The 16,043-nt window shown below is 42.1% G+C and carries 17 protein-coding genes and 4 tRNA genes; 8 read left to right on the forward strand and 13 right to left on the reverse strand.

Annotated features, from left to right (window positions below; translation table 11 throughout):
- Positions 1-8: 8 nt before the first annotated feature.
- The 5 genes from folE to FTV42_RS05105 all read right to left on the reverse strand — a co-directional run bounded on the left by folE (position 9) and on the right by FTV42_RS05105 (position 3,999).
- Positions 9-557, reverse strand: a complete 549-nt coding sequence (gene folE / locus FTV42_RS05085; protein ID WP_171248506.1) for a GTP cyclohydrolase I FolE — start codon at positions 555-557, stop codon at positions 9-11.
- 93 nt (positions 558-650) lie between these two features.
- On the reverse strand, positions 651-1,334 hold the full coding sequence (locus FTV42_RS05090; RefSeq protein ID WP_180037811.1) for a Smr/MutS family protein: 684 nt from the start codon (positions 1,332-1,334) through the stop codon (positions 651-653).
- Between the two features lie 197 nt (positions 1,335-1,531).
- The gene (gene trpC / locus FTV42_RS05095; RefSeq protein ID WP_180037813.1) at positions 1,532-2,338 is read right to left on the reverse strand and encodes an indole-3-glycerol phosphate synthase TrpC; all 807 of its coding nucleotides are present in this window, start codon (positions 2,336-2,338) and stop codon (positions 1,532-1,534) included.
- Between the two features lie 20 nt (positions 2,339-2,358).
- The gene (gene trpD, locus FTV42_RS05100) at positions 2,359-3,405 is read right to left on the reverse strand and encodes an anthranilate phosphoribosyltransferase (protein WP_180037816.1); all 1,047 of its coding nucleotides are present in this window, start codon (positions 3,403-3,405) and stop codon (positions 2,359-2,361) included.
- Between the two features lie 9 nt (positions 3,406-3,414).
- Positions 3,415-3,999, reverse strand: coding sequence for an aminodeoxychorismate/anthranilate synthase component II (locus FTV42_RS05105; protein ID WP_004646400.1), 585 nt, complete (start codon positions 3,997-3,999; stop codon positions 3,415-3,417).
- Between the two features lie 808 nt (positions 4,000-4,807).
- On the opposite strand from FTV42_RS05105, the gene glnA reads away from it, so the two are divergent.
- The 6 genes from glnA to FTV42_RS05135 all read left to right on the forward strand — a co-directional run bounded on the left by glnA (position 4,808) and on the right by FTV42_RS05135 (position 9,976).
- Positions 4,808-6,223, forward strand: coding sequence for a type I glutamate--ammonia ligase (gene glnA, locus FTV42_RS05110; RefSeq protein WP_004279641.1), 1,416 nt, complete (start codon positions 4,808-4,810; stop codon positions 6,221-6,223).
- Between the two features lie 90 nt (positions 6,224-6,313).
- Entirely contained in the window at positions 6,314-6,589 is a 276-nt protein-coding gene (locus FTV42_RS05115; protein ID WP_004279642.1) for a hypothetical protein, read from the forward strand.
- Between the two features lie 2 nt (positions 6,590-6,591).
- Entirely contained in the window at positions 6,592-7,098 is a 507-nt protein-coding gene (locus FTV42_RS05120; protein ID WP_004279643.1) for a chorismate lyase, read from the forward strand.
- Positions 7,099-7,103: 5 nt separating this feature from the next.
- The gene (gene ubiA / locus FTV42_RS05125) at positions 7,104-7,985 is read left to right on the forward strand and encodes a 4-hydroxybenzoate octaprenyltransferase (protein WP_180037818.1); all 882 of its coding nucleotides are present in this window, start codon (positions 7,104-7,106) and stop codon (positions 7,983-7,985) included.
- A 120-nt stretch (positions 7,986-8,105) separates the two neighbouring features.
- Positions 8,106-9,563: a lipase family protein gene (locus FTV42_RS05130; protein ID WP_180037820.1), complete on the forward strand. Its 1,458-nt coding sequence runs from the start codon at positions 8,106-8,108 to the stop codon at positions 9,561-9,563.
- A gap of 149 nt (positions 9,564-9,712) precedes the next feature.
- Positions 9,713-9,976: a hypothetical protein gene (locus tag FTV42_RS05135; RefSeq protein ID WP_005107416.1), complete on the forward strand. Its 264-nt coding sequence runs from the start codon at positions 9,713-9,715 to the stop codon at positions 9,974-9,976.
- 184 nt (positions 9,977-10,160) lie between these two features.
- Here the strand turns inward: FTV42_RS05135 and FTV42_RS05140 are convergent, their stop codons facing one another.
- From FTV42_RS05140 to FTV42_RS05175, 8 genes are all read right to left on the reverse strand, one after another.
- Positions 10,161-11,150 carry a diaminopimelate dehydrogenase gene (locus FTV42_RS05140; protein WP_004279649.1) on the reverse strand — a complete coding sequence of 330 codons (990 nt, stop codon included), beginning with the start codon at positions 11,148-11,150 and terminating at the stop codon, positions 10,161-10,163.
- A 316-nt stretch (positions 11,151-11,466) separates the two neighbouring features.
- A complete protein-coding gene (locus FTV42_RS05145) occupies positions 11,467-11,910 on the reverse strand; it encodes a DUF2726 domain-containing protein (RefSeq protein WP_004279650.1) in 444 nt (147 codons plus the stop codon).
- Positions 11,911-11,971: 61 nt separating this feature from the next.
- Positions 11,972-12,047: transfer RNA gene (locus tag FTV42_RS05150), tRNA-Asn, on the reverse strand.
- Positions 12,048-12,053: 6 nt separating this feature from the next.
- Positions 12,054-12,129, reverse strand: a tRNA-Asn gene (locus FTV42_RS05155).
- A gap of 290 nt (positions 12,130-12,419) precedes the next feature.
- Positions 12,420-12,495: transfer RNA gene (locus tag FTV42_RS05160), tRNA-Asn, on the reverse strand.
- Positions 12,496-12,500: 5 nt separating this feature from the next.
- Positions 12,501-12,576, reverse strand: a tRNA-Asn gene (locus FTV42_RS05165).
- Between the two features lie 148 nt (positions 12,577-12,724).
- Positions 12,725-13,351, reverse strand: coding sequence for a superoxide dismutase (locus FTV42_RS05170; RefSeq protein WP_180037822.1), 627 nt, complete (start codon positions 13,349-13,351; stop codon positions 12,725-12,727).
- A 153-nt stretch (positions 13,352-13,504) separates the two neighbouring features.
- Positions 13,505-14,263 (reverse strand): Nif3-like dinuclear metal center hexameric protein, encoded by a 759-nt coding sequence (locus FTV42_RS05175; RefSeq protein WP_180037824.1) that lies wholly within the window; start codon positions 14,261-14,263, stop codon positions 13,505-13,507.
- A 170-nt stretch (positions 14,264-14,433) separates the two neighbouring features.
- On the opposite strand from FTV42_RS05175, the gene FTV42_RS05180 reads away from it, so the two are divergent.
- Both FTV42_RS05180 and FTV42_RS05185 read left to right on the forward strand, forming a co-directional pair.
- Positions 14,434-15,615 (forward strand): S1C family serine protease, encoded by a 1,182-nt coding sequence (locus FTV42_RS05180; protein ID WP_180037826.1) that lies wholly within the window; start codon positions 14,434-14,436, stop codon positions 15,613-15,615.
- Between the two features lie 137 nt (positions 15,616-15,752).
- Positions 15,753-16,010 (forward strand): hypothetical protein, encoded by a 258-nt coding sequence (locus FTV42_RS05185; protein WP_180037828.1) that lies wholly within the window; start codon positions 15,753-15,755, stop codon positions 16,008-16,010.
- The last annotated feature ends 33 nt before the right edge of the window (positions 16,011-16,043 follow it).

Raw genomic sequence — 16,043 nt, forward strand, 5'->3', positions numbered from 1 at the left:
TTTAATAATTAATAGCTTTCTGGAACCGCACTTAAAAATTCACGACGTGTTTCTTTGTCGGTTTTAAAATCACCAATAAATGATACCGTACGTGTGGTTGATTCCTGCTTGCCTACACCGCGCATCATCATGCACATGTGCGCAGAATCAATCATTACTGCAACACCGCGTGCTTTGGTGACTTCAGCCACTGCTTCTGCAATTTGCTGAGTCAGATTTTCCTGAATCTGCAAACGGCGTGCAAACATTTCAGTAATACGGGCAAATTTAGACAGGCCTAAAACATGACCTTCTGGCAAATAGGCGATATGTACGCGGCCATAAAATGGCAATAAGTGATGCTCACATAGCGAATAAAATTCGATGTTTTTAACCAGTACCATTTCACGGTTATCGGAAGGGAAGACCGCCTGGTTGGTCACTTCTTCAAGTGTCTGGCTATAACCCGAGGTTAAATATGAAAATGCTTTCGCAGCGCGCACAGGCGTATCTTTGAGACCAGGGCGATTTAGATCTTCGCCAACGGCAGTAAGAATGTTTGCGTAGGATTGCTGCATAGTCATATGACGTATTCACTTAAACTGAGAATGAACAAGGACGGCATTGTAGCAGAAAACTTTTACAATGCCTTGTTTTGAGGCTAAAACCGTTTACTGTTTGAACTTTGGATTCTTTTCTGCACGTTTGAGCAGAACCAATACCGCACCGGTACCACCTTGCTTTTCAGGTGCACTGACAAAAGCCAAAACATCGCGATGCTGACGTAGCCAGCCGTTGACATAGGTTTTTAAAATCGCTTCTGGACCTTTACCATGTACGATTTTAATCACGTTCTGGTTTTCATCTTTGGCGATCTGGATAATCTGCAGCACGGCTTGACGCGCTTCTTCCACGGTACAGCCATGCAGATCCACAGCTTCAAACCAGCGCAAGTTACCGGCTTTCAAGTCTTCAAACACTTTATGCTGCAAGGTGGCGATGCGATAGCTCAAGTTGGCCTGACTGCCGACAGGATTGAGCATGGCCTGAGTATCTGATAAAGCCATTGCCTCTGTTTCCAGCGGGCCAGTAGCCGCTGCACGCTTTGCCAAGATTTGTGCATCCGGCTTTTTCTTGCGTGGTTTGTCCATTTGAACCGTATTTCCCGATTCAATTTTTTGTACGCCCTGCATTTGCTTGCGGAATAATTCCAGTTCTTCTAACGCTTCTTGCTTGACAGTCTTTTCAACAGGTGCAGCAACGACCGCAGGCGTTTGCGGCTGTGTAATTTGCTTCTTAAAAGATTTCAGCAGGTTGTACTGATCTTTAGATAATGAAGAATCGTGTTTACTCATAATGTAAAAACAAGGGAGATGCGGAATTTACAAGAATTATAGTCTGAAAATAGACAAAGGAGAACTGAATTGCGTTTATGACATTGCTGAGGATTTTAAATACGCTCGAGAATCTATGATCTACTTTTCAATATTGAAAATAAAAAAGCCCAATCCTGAGATTGGGCTTTTTTAATGCTTAGGTGAGCATTTACATTTTAAACCGCTTCAGGCTCACCAAACAGATCGCGGAAAGCATGATCCGGACGTGGCTGTTTCATGAAGCTTTCGCCGACCAGAAAGGCGTGAATATCATTTTTCTGCATCATCGCAACATCCGCAGGTGTGGCAATACCACTTTCAGTCACCAGCAGGCGTGAAGGGTCCAGTAATTTTTTCAAACGTAATGATGTGTTTAAATCCACATCAAAGGTTTTTAAATTACGGTTATTTACACCGAGCAGACAACGATCAGAAAGTTTTAAAGCACGGGATAGTTCTTCTTCATCGTGAACTTCAACCAGTACATCCAGATGATGTTCAAATGCAGTTTTGGACATTTCTTCTAACTGCTGATCAGACAGGCAAGCCACAATTAGCAAGATACAGTCTGCATGCAGAGCACGTGCTTCGATAACTCCATAAGGATCGATCAGAAAGTCTTTGCGCAGTGCAGGCAGGTCGCAATATAAACGGGCAATCTGAATGTTGTCATCGTGACCCTGGAAAAAGTCTACATCGGTCAGCACCGATAAACAGGCTGCACCTGCCTCCTGATACTGTGCCGCAATTTCCGCAGGGTTGAAGTTCTCGCGAATAATCCCCTTAGATGGCGAAGCTTTCTTAATTTCAGCAATGACACCTGGACGTTTCGAGAGTAAAGACTGGGCAAAACCACGCACAGGTGATGCACCCTGGGCCAGCTCCTCCAGATCTTTATAGCTTTTCTGCTTTAAACGTAGGGCAAATTCTTCTTTTTTACGGTCAACAATCTTGCCTAAAATTGTATTTGCGATATCCACCATGATCAAAATTCCTGACCGAATTAAGCTTCGTAATGTTTAATGGTTTTGGTAAATTCAGACAGCACACTCATTTTTTCAAGTGCCTGACCGCCGTAAATAATGTCATGTGCCAGCGCAACACCTTGCTTATAGCTGCTGGTTAAACCGGAGACATAAATACCTGCGCCGGCATTCAGCGCGATCATGTTGGCGGCTTTATCACCGATGTCTGATTTTTTCTTGCCCAGCGCGTCTTTGATCAAAGCCAGACTTTGCGCAGAATCTTCCACAATCAGTCCGGTCAGAGTTTGCGACTCAATATCGACCGATTCAGGAATAATGTCCCATTCGGTAACTTCGCCATTTTTCAGTTCAGCAACATGAGTTGAGGAGGCAATACTGATTTCATCCAGCCCATCACGTGAATGTACCACCATCACATGTTCAGCACCGAGCTGTTTCATGACTTCTGCAATCGGACGGCAGAGTTCATTAGAAAATACGCCAATCACTAAACGATTTACTCCGGCCGGATTCGTAAGCGGGCCAAGTAAATTGAAAATGCTACGAATCCCTAGTTCTTTACGTGGGCCGATTGCATATTTCATGGCTTGATGATGATTAGGTGCAAACAGGAAACCGACACCGACATCACGGATACAGCGTTCAGTCTGCTGCATATTCAGGTCCAGATTAATCCCGGCCTGTTCCAGCAAATCTGACGAACCTGATTTGGTCGAAACGCCGCGGTTACCATGTTTGGCTATAGTTGCACCGGCTGCTGCGATCACGAATGCAGAGGCAGTAGAAACGTTAAACAGGTTTTGACCGTCACCGCCTGTGCCGACGATATCGACCAGATAAGGAATGTCACTGACATCAATTTTAGTGGCAAGTTCACGCATGACACGTGCAGCTGCGGTAATCTCATCAATGCTTTCGCCTTTAAGACGTAAGCCCATCAGCAGGGCACCAATCTGGGCATCGGTCGCTTCACCTGACATGATGGCACGCATCACGTCTTGCATTTGATCCTGAGTCAGGTGAATGTTTTTAGTAATATTGCTTAAAGCTTGTTGAATATTCATAAGATGTTCTTAGGCATAAATTTCGAGAAAGTTTTTAAAGATTTGATGACCATGCTGGCTCAGAATCGATTCAGGATGGAACTGCACGCCTTCGACCGGCAATGTCTTATGTTTCACACCCATAATTTCTTCCATAGAGCCATCCGCTTCATTGGTCCAGCAGGTGACTTCCAGACATTCGGGCAAGGTAGCTTGATCAATCACCAGTGAATGATAGCGCGTTGCAGGAAATGGAGAAGGAAGATTGCTGAAAATCCCGGTATCACTGTGGTACATATCAGACAGACGGCCATGCATGACACGTTTGGCACGCACGATATCACCGCCAAATGCCTGCCCAATACTTTGATGACCAAGACAAACGCCCAGTAAAGGAATTTTGCCAGCAAAATGCTGAATGGCAGGAATAGAAATTCCTGCCTCACTTGGCGAGCACGGGCCGGGGCCAATCACTAAATACTTAGGTTGCCATCGCTCTATATCTTCCAATGTCACGGCATCATTACGGACTACTTTTACTTCTTGATTCAGTTCGCCAAAATATTGGACGATGTTATAAGTAAAGGAGTCATAGTTGTCGATCATTAAAAGCATGAGCTTAACCTATTGAAATTAATGCACTTAACTGTGCTAATGTTGTCCAGATCGTACTTTATTTATACGTGTTGCAAGCACTTGCCTGACACAACTAAATCATTGATTTCATTGTGTGAAAATAAAGCACGCTTCATCATAGCAAAAAATAGCTGCATTCGGCGCAACAATTTCGTTCAATTTATTGGCTTTAGAAACCTATAGAAAATTAAATAAAATTTTAATCATGATTTAAAGTAATAGGCTTACTCAGAGAAAGTTTTAAATGAATATTTTTTAGAGTAAAACTTAAAAATGAAAAAATGAGATCAAAGAGAGGTAAAATGCTTGATGAAAAAAACATCACTTGAATAATTAAGCTTTATATAAACTTTTCTATTGAAAGTAGATTTAAAGAAAATGCCTCATAATAGGCATACAATCCCAAATGAATCGCAAAATTTTCTTTACTGATATCTACCAAAAAACGCTCAATTTTTAGCCAAAAACAAGTAAAAACATAACAAAAGTAAGAAAAAGCAGCATATTTGCTATAAAAAGCTATGTTTCTCATACATCTTTATAGATACATGCACTATTTAGGTGCGCTAAAAAATAAAGCTGAAATAAAATAAATGAAGAATGCTTGAATATAGTGCATTTAGTTTTGCAGCTAGTATAATAGCCGCAAAGTATTTTTGTCACTTCATGATTTCTTATAAAGATTTCAATATTTTATCTATACTTTTAAAAGTTGGTACGGTAATTGCTTAATAACTATCAACTGCTAACACGCACTTCACGGGTGCAACAAAAACATCGGAGCAAAATGAGCATGGCGAACAAGGTCCTTCAACTCATACAAGAAAGTGGCGCAAAATGGGTCGATTTTCGCTTTACTGATACCAAGGGTAAAGAACAACACGTCACTTACCCAGCAGACAGTATTGATGAAGATACATTTGAAGACGGCAAAATGTTTGACGGTTCTTCAATTGCAGGTTGGAAAGGCATCGAAGCATCGGACATGATTTTACGTCCGGATGCGGCAACAGGTTTTATCGACCCGTTCTTTGCAGAGCCAACAGTTGTTGTAACTTGTGACGTAATCGAGCCATCAACTGGTCAAGGTTATGATCGTGACCCACGTTCGATTGCGCGCCGTGCAGAAGAATATTTGAAATCTACCGGTATCGGTGACACTGCATTCTTTGGTCCAGAACCAGAATTCTTCGTATTTGACGAAGTAAAATGGGAAATCGACATGTCTGGCGCGCGCCATACATTGATCGCTGAAGAAGCTGCTTGGTCAACTAACAAAGACTACGAAGGCGGTAACTCTGGTCACCGTCCACGCGTAAAAGGCGGTTACTTCCCAGTTCCTCCTGTAGATTCTTCACATGACATGCGTGCAGACATGTGTGCGCGTATCGAAGACATCATGGGTCCAGGTCGTGTAGAAGTACATCACCACGAAGTTGCTTCTTGCCAGTTAGAAATTGGTGTGAGCTTCAACACTATGGTGCGTAAAGCAGACGAAGTTCAACAGTTCAAATATGCGGTTTGGAACGTTGCGCATCAATATGCAAAAACAGCAACCTTTATGCCTAAACCAATGGTTGGCGATAACGGTTCTGGTATGCACGTGCATATGTCGATCTCTAAAGACGGCAAAAACCTGTTTGCTGGTGATGAATATGCAGGCCTTTCAGAAATGGCGTTGTACTTCATCGGTGGTGTAATTAAACATGCCCGTTCTTTGAATGCGATTACTAACCCTTCTACAAACTCGTACAAGCGTTTGGTTCCACATTTCGAAGCACCGATTATGCTTGCTTACTCAGCGCGTAACCGTTCTGCATCTATCCGTATCCCTTACGTGTCTAGCCCGAAAGGCAAGCGTATTGAAGCACGTTTCCCGGATCCAATGATGAACCCGTACCTAGGTTTTGCAGCATTGTTGATGGCTGGTCTTGACGGTATTCAAAACAAGATCCACCCGGGTGAAGCTGCTGACAAGAACTTGTACGATCTTCCACCGGAAGAAGAAGCGAAAATCCCTACAGTGGCGCATAGCCTGGATATGGCGCTTGAAGCACTTCAAGCGGATCATGATTACCTGTTAAAAGGTGGCGTGTTCACGAAAGAAATGCTTGATGCCTACATCGAGCTTAAAACTGAAGAAGTTCGTCGTCTTAACACGACTACTCACCCAGTTGAATTTGATATGTACTACAGCTTGTAATTCATCACGAATTAAAGCAAAGAAAACCCGCGCATGTCGCGGGTTTTTTTGTATCATCTATTTATAATTTTAAATGATGGATGGGCTTAAATGGCACAACGTAAAAAGCACACCAGCTTTTATCCATGGATTGATCCAAAAGATCATAACAAAGGTTTTAAGTTGAACTTCTCTGAAGTGACTTATCTTGAAGTGGGGCGGACTCCCGAGGGTTATAAGCAGGCTCAATTTGTGGCGCTGAAAAATCCTGAAATAGCGCTGGATTATGCTTATCCAGAATCATTTTATTTGAGTGCTGAAGGTTTTATTTTAATTAAAACCCCACAAGGCAAATATGAAATCATTGCAAAAACAGATAACTGTTAACAATGAATAGTCGTTCTAGAAATCAAAATCAGCGTGTGTTGCTGTCAACTCTGCCTGTTGAGTTAAAACCGTGGCTGTATGCATCGGGTTCACTCACGCAACAACTGACCGATTTGGCGCAAGGACAATTCCATGTCGAGCCAATTCAAGAGCATTTTCAGCGTTTAAGCTTTGCCAATGCCAAATGGATGCAGATGTCACATCAGCATACTTCCTGGGTGCGTGAAAGTTATCTCTACGGCTCGGAACAGTCTCCTTGGGTGAAAGCCAAAAGCATCTTTCCGATTTTAAGCCTGCAAAAAAAAGCCCGAATTTTTCAGCATATTGGCACCAAACCGATTGGCTGGTTTCTGTTTCAGCGCACTAATCCACTGTGCCAGCGCCGGGTGGTACTTTTAGATGAGGGCTGGACCCGTCAGAGCTGCTATACTTGGCACGGCTGTAAATTTATCGTACAAGAAACATTTTTACCGGCATTTGAACACTTTATACAAAATTCACGGGCTTGATTTTTATGGCAACCGCACAAGCAATCACCTGGCGTGAGCGTCTTAGCGCCTATTATTATCTTTGTCGTTTTGATAAACCGATTGGGACTGAACTGGTTTTTTGGCCTACCATGTGGGCGCTGTGGATTGCAGCTCAGGGCATGCCACGTATTGAAATTTTAATTCCAATGATTTTGGGTGTGATTTTTATGCGGGCGGCAGGCTGTGCCATTAATGATTTTGCTGACCGTAAAGTCGATGCACATGTGGAGCGTACTAAAAACCGCCCATTAGCGACCGGGATTATCAGTGCCAAAGAGGCCGTGATGGTATTTCTGGTTTTGGTGGCTGCCAGTGCCTGCTTGCTATTTTTTCTGCCAATCGAAACTTTTTACTGGTCATTTGGGGCTTTGTTTCTAGCGTTTATTTATCCTTTTATGAAGCGCTATACCCATTTGCCTCAAGTCTTTCTGGGAGCAGCATTTTCCTGGTCGATTCCGATGGCTTATACCGCAGTTGGACAAACGCCGGATTTAACCTGCTGGCTTCTATATTTTGGTAATCTGGCCTGGACTGTAGCTTATGATACCCAATATGCGATTGCGGATCGTGAATATGATTTAAAGATTGGAGTGAAATCTACAGCGATCTTATTTGGCCAGCATGACATTCAAATTATTAGTGCTTTACAGGCCGTTAGTATTGTGTTGATTGCTGCGGCACTTTGGCTAGAAAATTTATTGCTTCCATTTGGTCTGGCTGCATTAATTGTTGTTGCTCTTGATTTTATTTACCAATGGATAAAAACACGTGATCGAGATCCTCAATGGTGTTTTTGGGCATTTCGTCACAATCGCTGGGTTGGCTTGTTAATTTTTTGCGGTATTTTTATGGCTTTGGTCGTTTAAAGATATTTATCTTAAAAGTTAAGTTGGCATAAAGCATCCTATTCGGGTGCTTTTTTTTATGCCTTAATGGAGCTTGCATGTAGTTTCATGCTTAAAAATAATGATTAAAAAGGATATCTTATGAAATTTACAAAAATAGCAGTTGGATTGGCAGTTTCTGTTTCCATGCTGTCGTTAACAGCTTGTAATGATGATAATGACTCATCTATTTTGACTCAGAAACCAACATTTATCTCAGAAGCTAATTATGCTTTGGATAGTGTCGATAGTAGCTCATCGATCAAGGTGATGACCTATAACATGACCAATGTACAGGGGAAAACAGCAGAAGCAACGGCTTTGGTATTGTTTCCTGATGCGCCGCAGCCTAAAGATGGCTATCGAATTGTAGTTTGGGAACATGGGACTGTGGGTGCTGGGGATGATTGTGCGCCGAGTAAGAATATTATTCACCCTCGTTTTAAAATATTAGCCAATAGTTTATTAGCAGCAGGTTATGTCATTGTTGCACCTGACTACGAGGGGCTAGGTACAAAAGGTGTACATCCTTATCTAAATTTGTCTAGTGCAGCACAATCAGCAATTTTTGCTGTTAAGGCAGCGAAAGCTCATTATGGTACAAAGCTGAATGGTGAATGGATGTCGATTGGTCAATCACAAGGTGGACATGCATCATTAGGCACTGCAGAATTTGCCAATACAGATACCAGTTATAAGGGAGCAGTTGCAGGTGCACCAGCCTCAAGTTTAGGTCAAATTATTCAAATTTATCTTGATCCGAATTTAAATGTTGATACGAATGGTCAGCCTAACGCGCAAGGACTGAATCGATTGGATGAGCAGTTGATGCAAGTGCGTTATGCAGTAAGTATGGGACAGCTAACGGGTGCGCAAGGGCAAATGCTTATCAGTCAAATTGCAGATGGATATGCAGAGCTTTTAGCTTATGCGGCATTAACCAGTTCAGGTATTAAGGCGTATGAACCCAATTATGATTTGAAAAGTATCTTTACTGCAGATGCGGGCGTGATTGCAGAGCAAGCCTATGGTCGTACTGGTGATGAAGGGGCGTGTTTAAGTTATTCAGACCCGAACAGTGAGAATGATCTACAAGAACAGTTTAAAGCTGGGATACTTGAATTCTTAAAAGATTCAAATCATATGATTTCTCAGTATGGAATTAATTTAAATAAAATCCAAACAGATCCAGTGGTTCAGAAATTCTTGCTTGATAATCAGCCTGCAACTAACGCAACTGCGGCTAAAGTGATTAAAACACCAGTTTATATTATTCAGGGTGCAGATGATCAGGCTGTATTGCCACCTGTTACTCAAGCATTGGTTGCTAATATGAAATTACAGGCAACCAAATATTTCCCACAAGCCGACTATTCAAGTAAATATGAGTTGGATGTTGTACCAAATGCGAGTCATACGCAAGCGATAGTGTGTAGAAATGAAAAAGCTGTCGATTTTATTCAAGCACACATGCCTGCAGGAACTGGCATCGTACTAACTAGTGCGCAGAAAGATGCAAGTACCAGTCCGCATTGTACAGGCACTGCAGCAACCAATTAATTTATGTTGATTCAAAAAAAGGAGCTAGTCTCCTTTTTTTATGTAAATTTTGGGCTTAACAAAAGCCTGTGAATACAAGGCTTGAGCTATGACTTTATTTTGTTATATTGGGCAGTGTAATTAAATGACGAAATTAAAGCAGGTTTGTTATGTCCGAGCAGCCACAGCCCCGCAGTGTCAAAAAGCTATTGATCTTCGGTACGCTTGCACTTTGTATTCCGGTATTTTTAATTAGTATGGCATTTCTTGCAGTGAATAGTGATGCTAAAAATCAGGAAAAATACAAGCAGCAGCAGGCAGATATGATTGCGCGTATTGAAGCACGAGAAGCTGCGGAAAAGCTCAAAGCAGAGCAGGATGTTAAGGCAGATTCAACTCAAGCTGCGTCTGAAAGTAGTGCAACAGCACCTTAATCTATCTAGAATCCCTTTGCACTTGTCTAATACTGCAAATGTCTGTGTGGTAGATAGTTGCATGGGTTTCTGCAAACGATGATTTGACTGTAGATATTCGATACTTAGTAATTAGGCAAGCCGTATTCTAGAATGGAAAAATATAGCCACCCATCATCCGATCGGTGGCTATATTTAAATCATCTTAAAGCAATTCTTTGCGCAATTGTTCTGAAGATTTAATTGAAAGTAGGGCAGGTGCTACATCTAGGGCTGTTTTGGCACCATATTGCTGAGTTTGATTCAGACGGTAGCAGGCACGGGCATAAGCCACTAGAACACTTGCAGTAAACTCTGGATTGCTATTCAGCTTTAAAGAAAACTCAATCACCTGTTTTTGTGCATCACTGGTATTACCACTACGAATGACAAAACCGCCATGTGGCATATCTTGGTGATCTTTCAGTAAAGTTTCCTCACTGATAAAATTCACAGTCGTATTATAATCTGCAAAATAATCAGGCATGCTGACGATGGTTTGTTCAACTGTTGCTGCATCAGCTCCTTGTTCCAAGACCACATAACAGTCACGATGATGTTTATCTTTGGTGCTTAACTCAGGTCGTGCGCCACTGCGGACTTGTTCAATAGCATCAGTGGATGGAATGGTATATTGAACACCAGCTTTCACCCCAGGTACACGGCGGATCGCATCCGAATGGCCTTGGCTTAAGCCTTTACCCCAAAAAGTATAAGTTTCGCCATCTGGTAATAGCGCTTCACCAAATAAACGGTTAATCGAGAACATGCCAGGATCCCAGCCAATAGAAATCATGGCTGTTTTTTTGTTAGCAAGGGCGGGTGCATCGACTGCAGCATAGTATTCCGGAATACGTGCATGCGTATCAAAACTATCTACAGTATTGAATTTACTTGCAAAGATAGGCGCCTGTTGTGGCAAGTCATCTTTAGAGCCGCCACAAAGAATCAGCACATCAATTTTATCGCTAAACTCATTTAATAGTGCATCCATGCTATACACTTGAGTTTCTGCAAAGCAAGGAGAGACGCTGCTTGGTGAGCGGCGAGTAAAAATACCGACAAGCTGCATATCAGGATTTTTCTGGATGGCAGTTTCAACACCGCGGCCAAGATTACCGTAACCCGCGATACCAATACGAATAGAATTTTGCATAAATAAACGATCACTGAATAAAAAAACAACGCCAAAAATAAGCAAGGTGATGATGGCCAGAAATGGAACAGGCCAATCAGGTCATCTGACTTATATTTTGTTTTCGAAAGGATTATAGAGCGATAATTTAAACTTTATCACCCTAATCCTGCAGAAAGGCAGGTTTAACTGAGAATGCTTGTGATGAGACGCTAAACTGGACGAGGATAGGTTAGTTTTGAAGCATGAAAAGCTGCCGAGAAATTAAAAGCGGAGCAGGAGGCTTTGATTAATCCAATTCAAGCTGCAGCGAGAAATATCGAAATTGCAGCTTAATTTATTTTAAATCCCTTTGCAGTTGTCTGATAGTCGGAATCTGGGTGTATCGAATCACGGTATAGCCTGCTGCAATCAGCATGGCATCGCGTTCAGCATCTTCCTGCTCTTTGCCAATATGGCTCGGATCATCCAGTTCGACAATCGCCACTACATTATATTCACGATCAAGTACCACGAAGTCTGTGACTTTGCGATTAAATTGATTCCGCATTTTCATCTGATCGTGCGTGATCAAAGCGCTAAACGCGACTTGTGCCAGAATGTGATGATGAGGAAAGGCATCTTTCAGACGTGTAAACATCCTGCTTTCAAAAGCAGTAATGACGCGCTTCGGATAGAATTTCTTTTGACGGGTGAAGAGGTGTGGGAAGAGCAGGCAAACTAATGCAAAAGTTGCCAGGCAGCCAATCACAAAAAATATAAACTGACTCAAATTAAACACAGATCACAAAAGGGGAGAATAAAAAAACCCACTTCGCAATGAGTGGGTTTCTTCAGAATCTTGGCTCTCCCACCTGGGCTCGAACCAGGGACCTGCGGATTAACAGTCCGTCGCTCTACCGACTGAGCTATGGGAGAATAGATTGGCTCTCCAACCTGGGCTCGAACCAGGGACCTGCGGATTAACAGTCCGTCGCTCTACCGACTGAGCTATTGGAGAATCTGACAGCGATTATAGAGAGATTTGAAAAGGGGTCAAGGCACTTTTAGAAAAAAGCTGAAGAAATTGAATCAAGTGTTTTAAAAATAGTCGAAAAGGTTTGTAGTTTAAACTGTTATGTTTATGTAAACCGGTCCTAACAGCAAAATCGCGATCAGCCTGAATTTTGATAAGTGATCTGGATCATAAGAAATGAGCGGTTGATCGCGCATATAAATCAATATGATCTCAATTTAAAAAATACAGCTATAAAAAAACCCACTTCGCAATGAGTGGGTTTTTTAGAATCTTGGCTCTTCCACCTGGGCTCGAACCAGGGACCTGCGGATTAACAGTCCGTCGCTCTACCGACTGAGCTATGGAAGAATAGATGGCTCTCCAACCTGGGCTCGAACCAGGGACCTGCGGATTAACAGTCCGTCGCTCTACCGACTGAGCTATTGGAGAATCTGATCGGCATTTTAGGGAGGAATCAGAAGGTCGTCAATCAATTAATGTAAAGAAATGAATTGTTTGCTTTATTAATATTCACTTAGTGCCTAAAAATAAAAAAATCACCCAAAATGGGTGATTTTTTTAGCAAAGAAATAAAAAATTATTTCTCAACACCTGCAGGTTGACCTGCATATTTCGCATTTGCATAATCCCAGTTTACTAGGCTTTCTAGGAAAGTAGAGATGTACTTAGGACGAGCATTACGGAAATCGATGTAGTAAGCGTGTTCCCAAACGTCAATCGTCAACACTGCAATTTTACCGTGCGCCATTGGCGTATCAGCATTTGAAGTTTTCATGATAGAAAGCTGACCGTTTACTTCGTCAGCCACTAACCAAGCCCAACCTGAACCAAACTGAGTAGTTGCAGCAGCAGCAAATTCTTCAGCAAATTTTTCATAAGAACCGAAAGCTTCGTCAATTTCTACAGCCAAAGTACCAGTTGCTTTACCGCCACCGTTTTTAGCCATACAGTTCCAGTAGAACGTGTGGTTCCAAACTTGAGCCGCGTTATTGAAAACACCTGCTTTAGAAGCATCACCAGCAGTTGCTGTAATAATTTCTTCTAGAGTTTTGCCTTCAAGCTCAGTACCAGCGATCAGGTTATTCAGGTTAACCACATACGTATTGTGGTGTTTGTCGTGATGGTATTCTAAAGTTTCCTTGCTGATGTGTGGAGCAAGATCTTCGTAGCCGTAAGGTAATGCTGGTAAAGTAATGGTTGTCATGTTCTCAATTCCTTGCATTTTGCTGGGTTTTAACAATAAGTGGCTTTATTGTAATAGATAATCGGGCAGAAATGGGCATCGTGTATAAATAACAATACAGAATAAAGCCTGAAAATATATGAATAAAGCCACTGATCATAACCGTCAGTCGAATTAAATCGGATTGTTTAATTCGAAATAATCATACTCAATATTAAACTGTTCTGAAATAGCCTTGGCCAGGCGTTGCACACCGTATTTTTCAGTCGCATGATGGCCACAGGCATAATAATGCACATTCAGTTCCTGAGCTTCATAAAAGGTCCGTTCAGACACTTCGCCCGAAATATAGGCATCACAGTTCTGTAGTGCCGCTTTTTGAATATAATCCTGCGCACCGCCGGTACAGAAACCGACTTTATGGATTTGAGTTTTGTCTGCAGGCAGATGAATCGCATCAAAGCCCAGCTTTTCTGAAACATAATTTTTAAAATCTTCCGGACTGATTGGCTGTTTTAAATAGCCAATATTGCCAATCGGACGTTTTTCACTCGGATCCAGCTGTTCGATATTTTCGAGTTCTAATAAATCCACAATGGCAGCATTATTTCCCAGAGTTGGATGACTGTCTAAAGGTAGGTGATAGCCAACCATTGAAATATCATTTTGAATCAGGGTTTTAATTCGTTTACCGCGCATTCCGGTAATTGGATAAGCTTCACCTTTCCAAAAATAACCATGATGAACCAGCAATAAATCTGCACCTTGCTCAATTGCAGCTTCAATTGCACTTTGGGAGGCGGTCACGGCACAGAGGATTTTATTCACCTCGGATTTGCCTTCAATCTGCAAGCCATTCGGTGCATAGTCCTTAAATTCACGTGCTACCAAAGTCTGGTCACACCATTGAATAATATCGTTCAAATTCGCCATAAAATTCCTGTAAGTTTAAAAACTTGCCCATATTTATCTATAGCTTTAATTGTAACTAAAGCTGCACAAATCTCTGTGGAATTTTTTGTGTTTAGTTATGTATTTAGCATTACAATAGGACACAAATTACTTAGTCATCAACGAATTAAAATATTTTAGAGGATAGCAACGTGCGCCGCACCTTTACATGGTTACCCTGGGTGTTACTGATTTTAGTCATTATCGGTTTTTTGGGGTGGCAACAACTACAAAAACCAAAGGCACCAGTTGCGCCAGATGGCGTCAAAATGCCTGCTGAAAAAGTAGAGCCGTTGATTGATACGTCGCGCTCAGGAGGCGTGGTCTCCTATAGTGCTGCTGTAAAAGTGGCAGCACCGGCTGTTGTGAATATTTTTACTACCCAAAAAGTCAAGCAACAGGCGCATCCTTTACTGACCGATCCGGTATTTCGTGAATTCTTTGGCGATCAGTTGCCTGACCAGTATGGACAAAGCCCGAATGAAAACAGTTTAGGTTCGGGTGTAATTGTACGTCCAGACGGTTATATCCTGACCAATAACCACGTGATTGCGCAGGCCGATCAGATTGTAGTGGCTTTGCAGGATGGACGTCGTGCCGAAGCTAAAGTGGTCGGAACTGACCCGGATACCGATCTGGCCGTAATCAAGATTGAACTGACGCAATTGCCAGTTTTGCCATTTAAACTCAGTGGCAATGAAGTCGGTGATGTGGTTCTGGCCATTGGTAATCCTTTTGGTGTTGGGCAAACCGTGACGCAGGGGATTATCTCGGCAACGGGCCGTTCAGATTTGGGTATCAATACCTATGAAGACTTTGTACAGACCGATGCTGCAATTAACCCGGGTAACTCGGGCGGTGCACTTATTGATGTCGCCGGTAATTTAATTGGCGTCAATACCGCAATTTTCTCGCAGTCTGGTGGTTCGCTGGGGATTGGTTTTGCCATTCCGGCCAAAATTTGTCAGCAGGTGATGAATGCCATTTTGAAAGATGGCCGTGTCGTTCGTGGTTGGTTAGGTATCAGCTTATTGCCTGCAGAACGTGATGATGTCCTGCAACCTAAAGAAAAAGGTGTAACGGTCGCAGAAGTGCTACCGGATGGACCTGCTGCCAAGGCTGGAATCCAGCGTGGCGATAAGATTATGAAAGTAAATGAGGAAGAGATTAGTTCTGCCTCACATCTGATTAATTTTGTGGCCTTGCAAAAGCCAAACAGTACCATTCAGATTGAAATTGAGCGGGCAGGAAAAACCATGATCCTAGAGGTTGTGGTGACTGAACGTAAGGCACAAAACAGTGCTTCACAATATATTCCTCTGCCAGGCCAATAAGTTTGATCAAAAAAAATCCCTCATCATGAGGGATTTTTTTATGCAATTATTTCAGCTTGTTCTGATACAAAAGTGAAATATTAAGCGCTTTATAAATCATTTAGCTTAATGAAATAACATTAAAAGAGAAAATAAAAATGACTTTTATGACGGCAGATCAGGCCAAAATTTTATCCAATGTTGCTAACCTGGATATTGAAATGTACAAGCCCCGTCTGGCACAACTAATTGAAGATAATGCCAGACAAGGCAATACAGCGGTACTGACAGTTTTTCCTAAACATCTGCCTTTGGAAGATATTCGTGACTTGTCTGCGGAGTTAACAGATCTAGGCTATAACGTGCGCTTTGAGGTACAGGAATTTTATTACAGCTTTAATGTGTACTGGCTATAATTTTAACAATTGTTCAAAAATAGTCCTGTTCAG

Origin of the sequence: Acinetobacter sp. YH16052 (assembly GCF_013417155.1) — a bacterium.
Lineage (GTDB): Bacteria > Pseudomonadota > Gammaproteobacteria > Pseudomonadales > Moraxellaceae > Acinetobacter.

Coding starts and splice junctions, on each gene's coding strand:
- folE (WP_171248506.1), bottom strand. CDS start 557: ATGCAGCAATCCTACGCAAACATTCTTACTGCCGTTGGCGAAGATCTA.
- FTV42_RS05090 (WP_180037811.1), bottom strand. CDS start 1,334: ATGAGTAAACACGATTCTTCATTATCTAAAGATCAGTACAACCTGCTG.
- trpC (WP_180037813.1), bottom strand. CDS start 2,338: ATGGTGGATATCGCAAATACAATTTTAGGCAAGATTGTTGACCGTAAA.
- trpD (WP_180037816.1), bottom strand. CDS start 3,405: ATGAATATTCAACAAGCTTTAAGCAATATTACTAAAAACATTCACCTG.
- FTV42_RS05105 (WP_004646400.1), bottom strand. CDS start 3,999: ATGCTTTTAATGATCGACAACTATGACTCCTTTACTTATAACATCGTC.
- glnA (WP_004279641.1), top strand. CDS start 4,808: ATGAGCATGGCGAACAAGGTCCTTCAACTCATACAAGAAAGTGGCGCA.
- FTV42_RS05115 (WP_004279642.1), top strand. CDS start 6,314: ATGGCACAACGTAAAAAGCACACCAGCTTTTATCCATGGATTGATCCA.
- FTV42_RS05120 (WP_004279643.1), top strand. CDS start 6,592: ATGAATAGTCGTTCTAGAAATCAAAATCAGCGTGTGTTGCTGTCAACT.
- ubiA (WP_180037818.1), top strand. CDS start 7,104: ATGGCAACCGCACAAGCAATCACCTGGCGTGAGCGTCTTAGCGCCTAT.
- FTV42_RS05130 (WP_180037820.1), top strand. CDS start 8,106: ATGAAATTTACAAAAATAGCAGTTGGATTGGCAGTTTCTGTTTCCATG.
- FTV42_RS05135 (WP_005107416.1), top strand. CDS start 9,713: ATGTCCGAGCAGCCACAGCCCCGCAGTGTCAAAAAGCTATTGATCTTC.
- FTV42_RS05140 (WP_004279649.1), bottom strand. CDS start 11,150: ATGCAAAATTCTATTCGTATTGGTATCGCGGGTTACGGTAATCTTGGC.
- FTV42_RS05170 (WP_180037822.1), bottom strand. CDS start 13,351: ATGACAACCATTACTTTACCAGCATTACCTTACGGCTACGAAGATCTT.
- FTV42_RS05175 (WP_180037824.1), bottom strand. CDS start 14,263: ATGGCGAATTTGAACGATATTATTCAATGGTGTGACCAGACTTTGGTA.
- FTV42_RS05185 (WP_180037828.1), top strand. CDS start 15,753: ATGACTTTTATGACGGCAGATCAGGCCAAAATTTTATCCAATGTTGCT.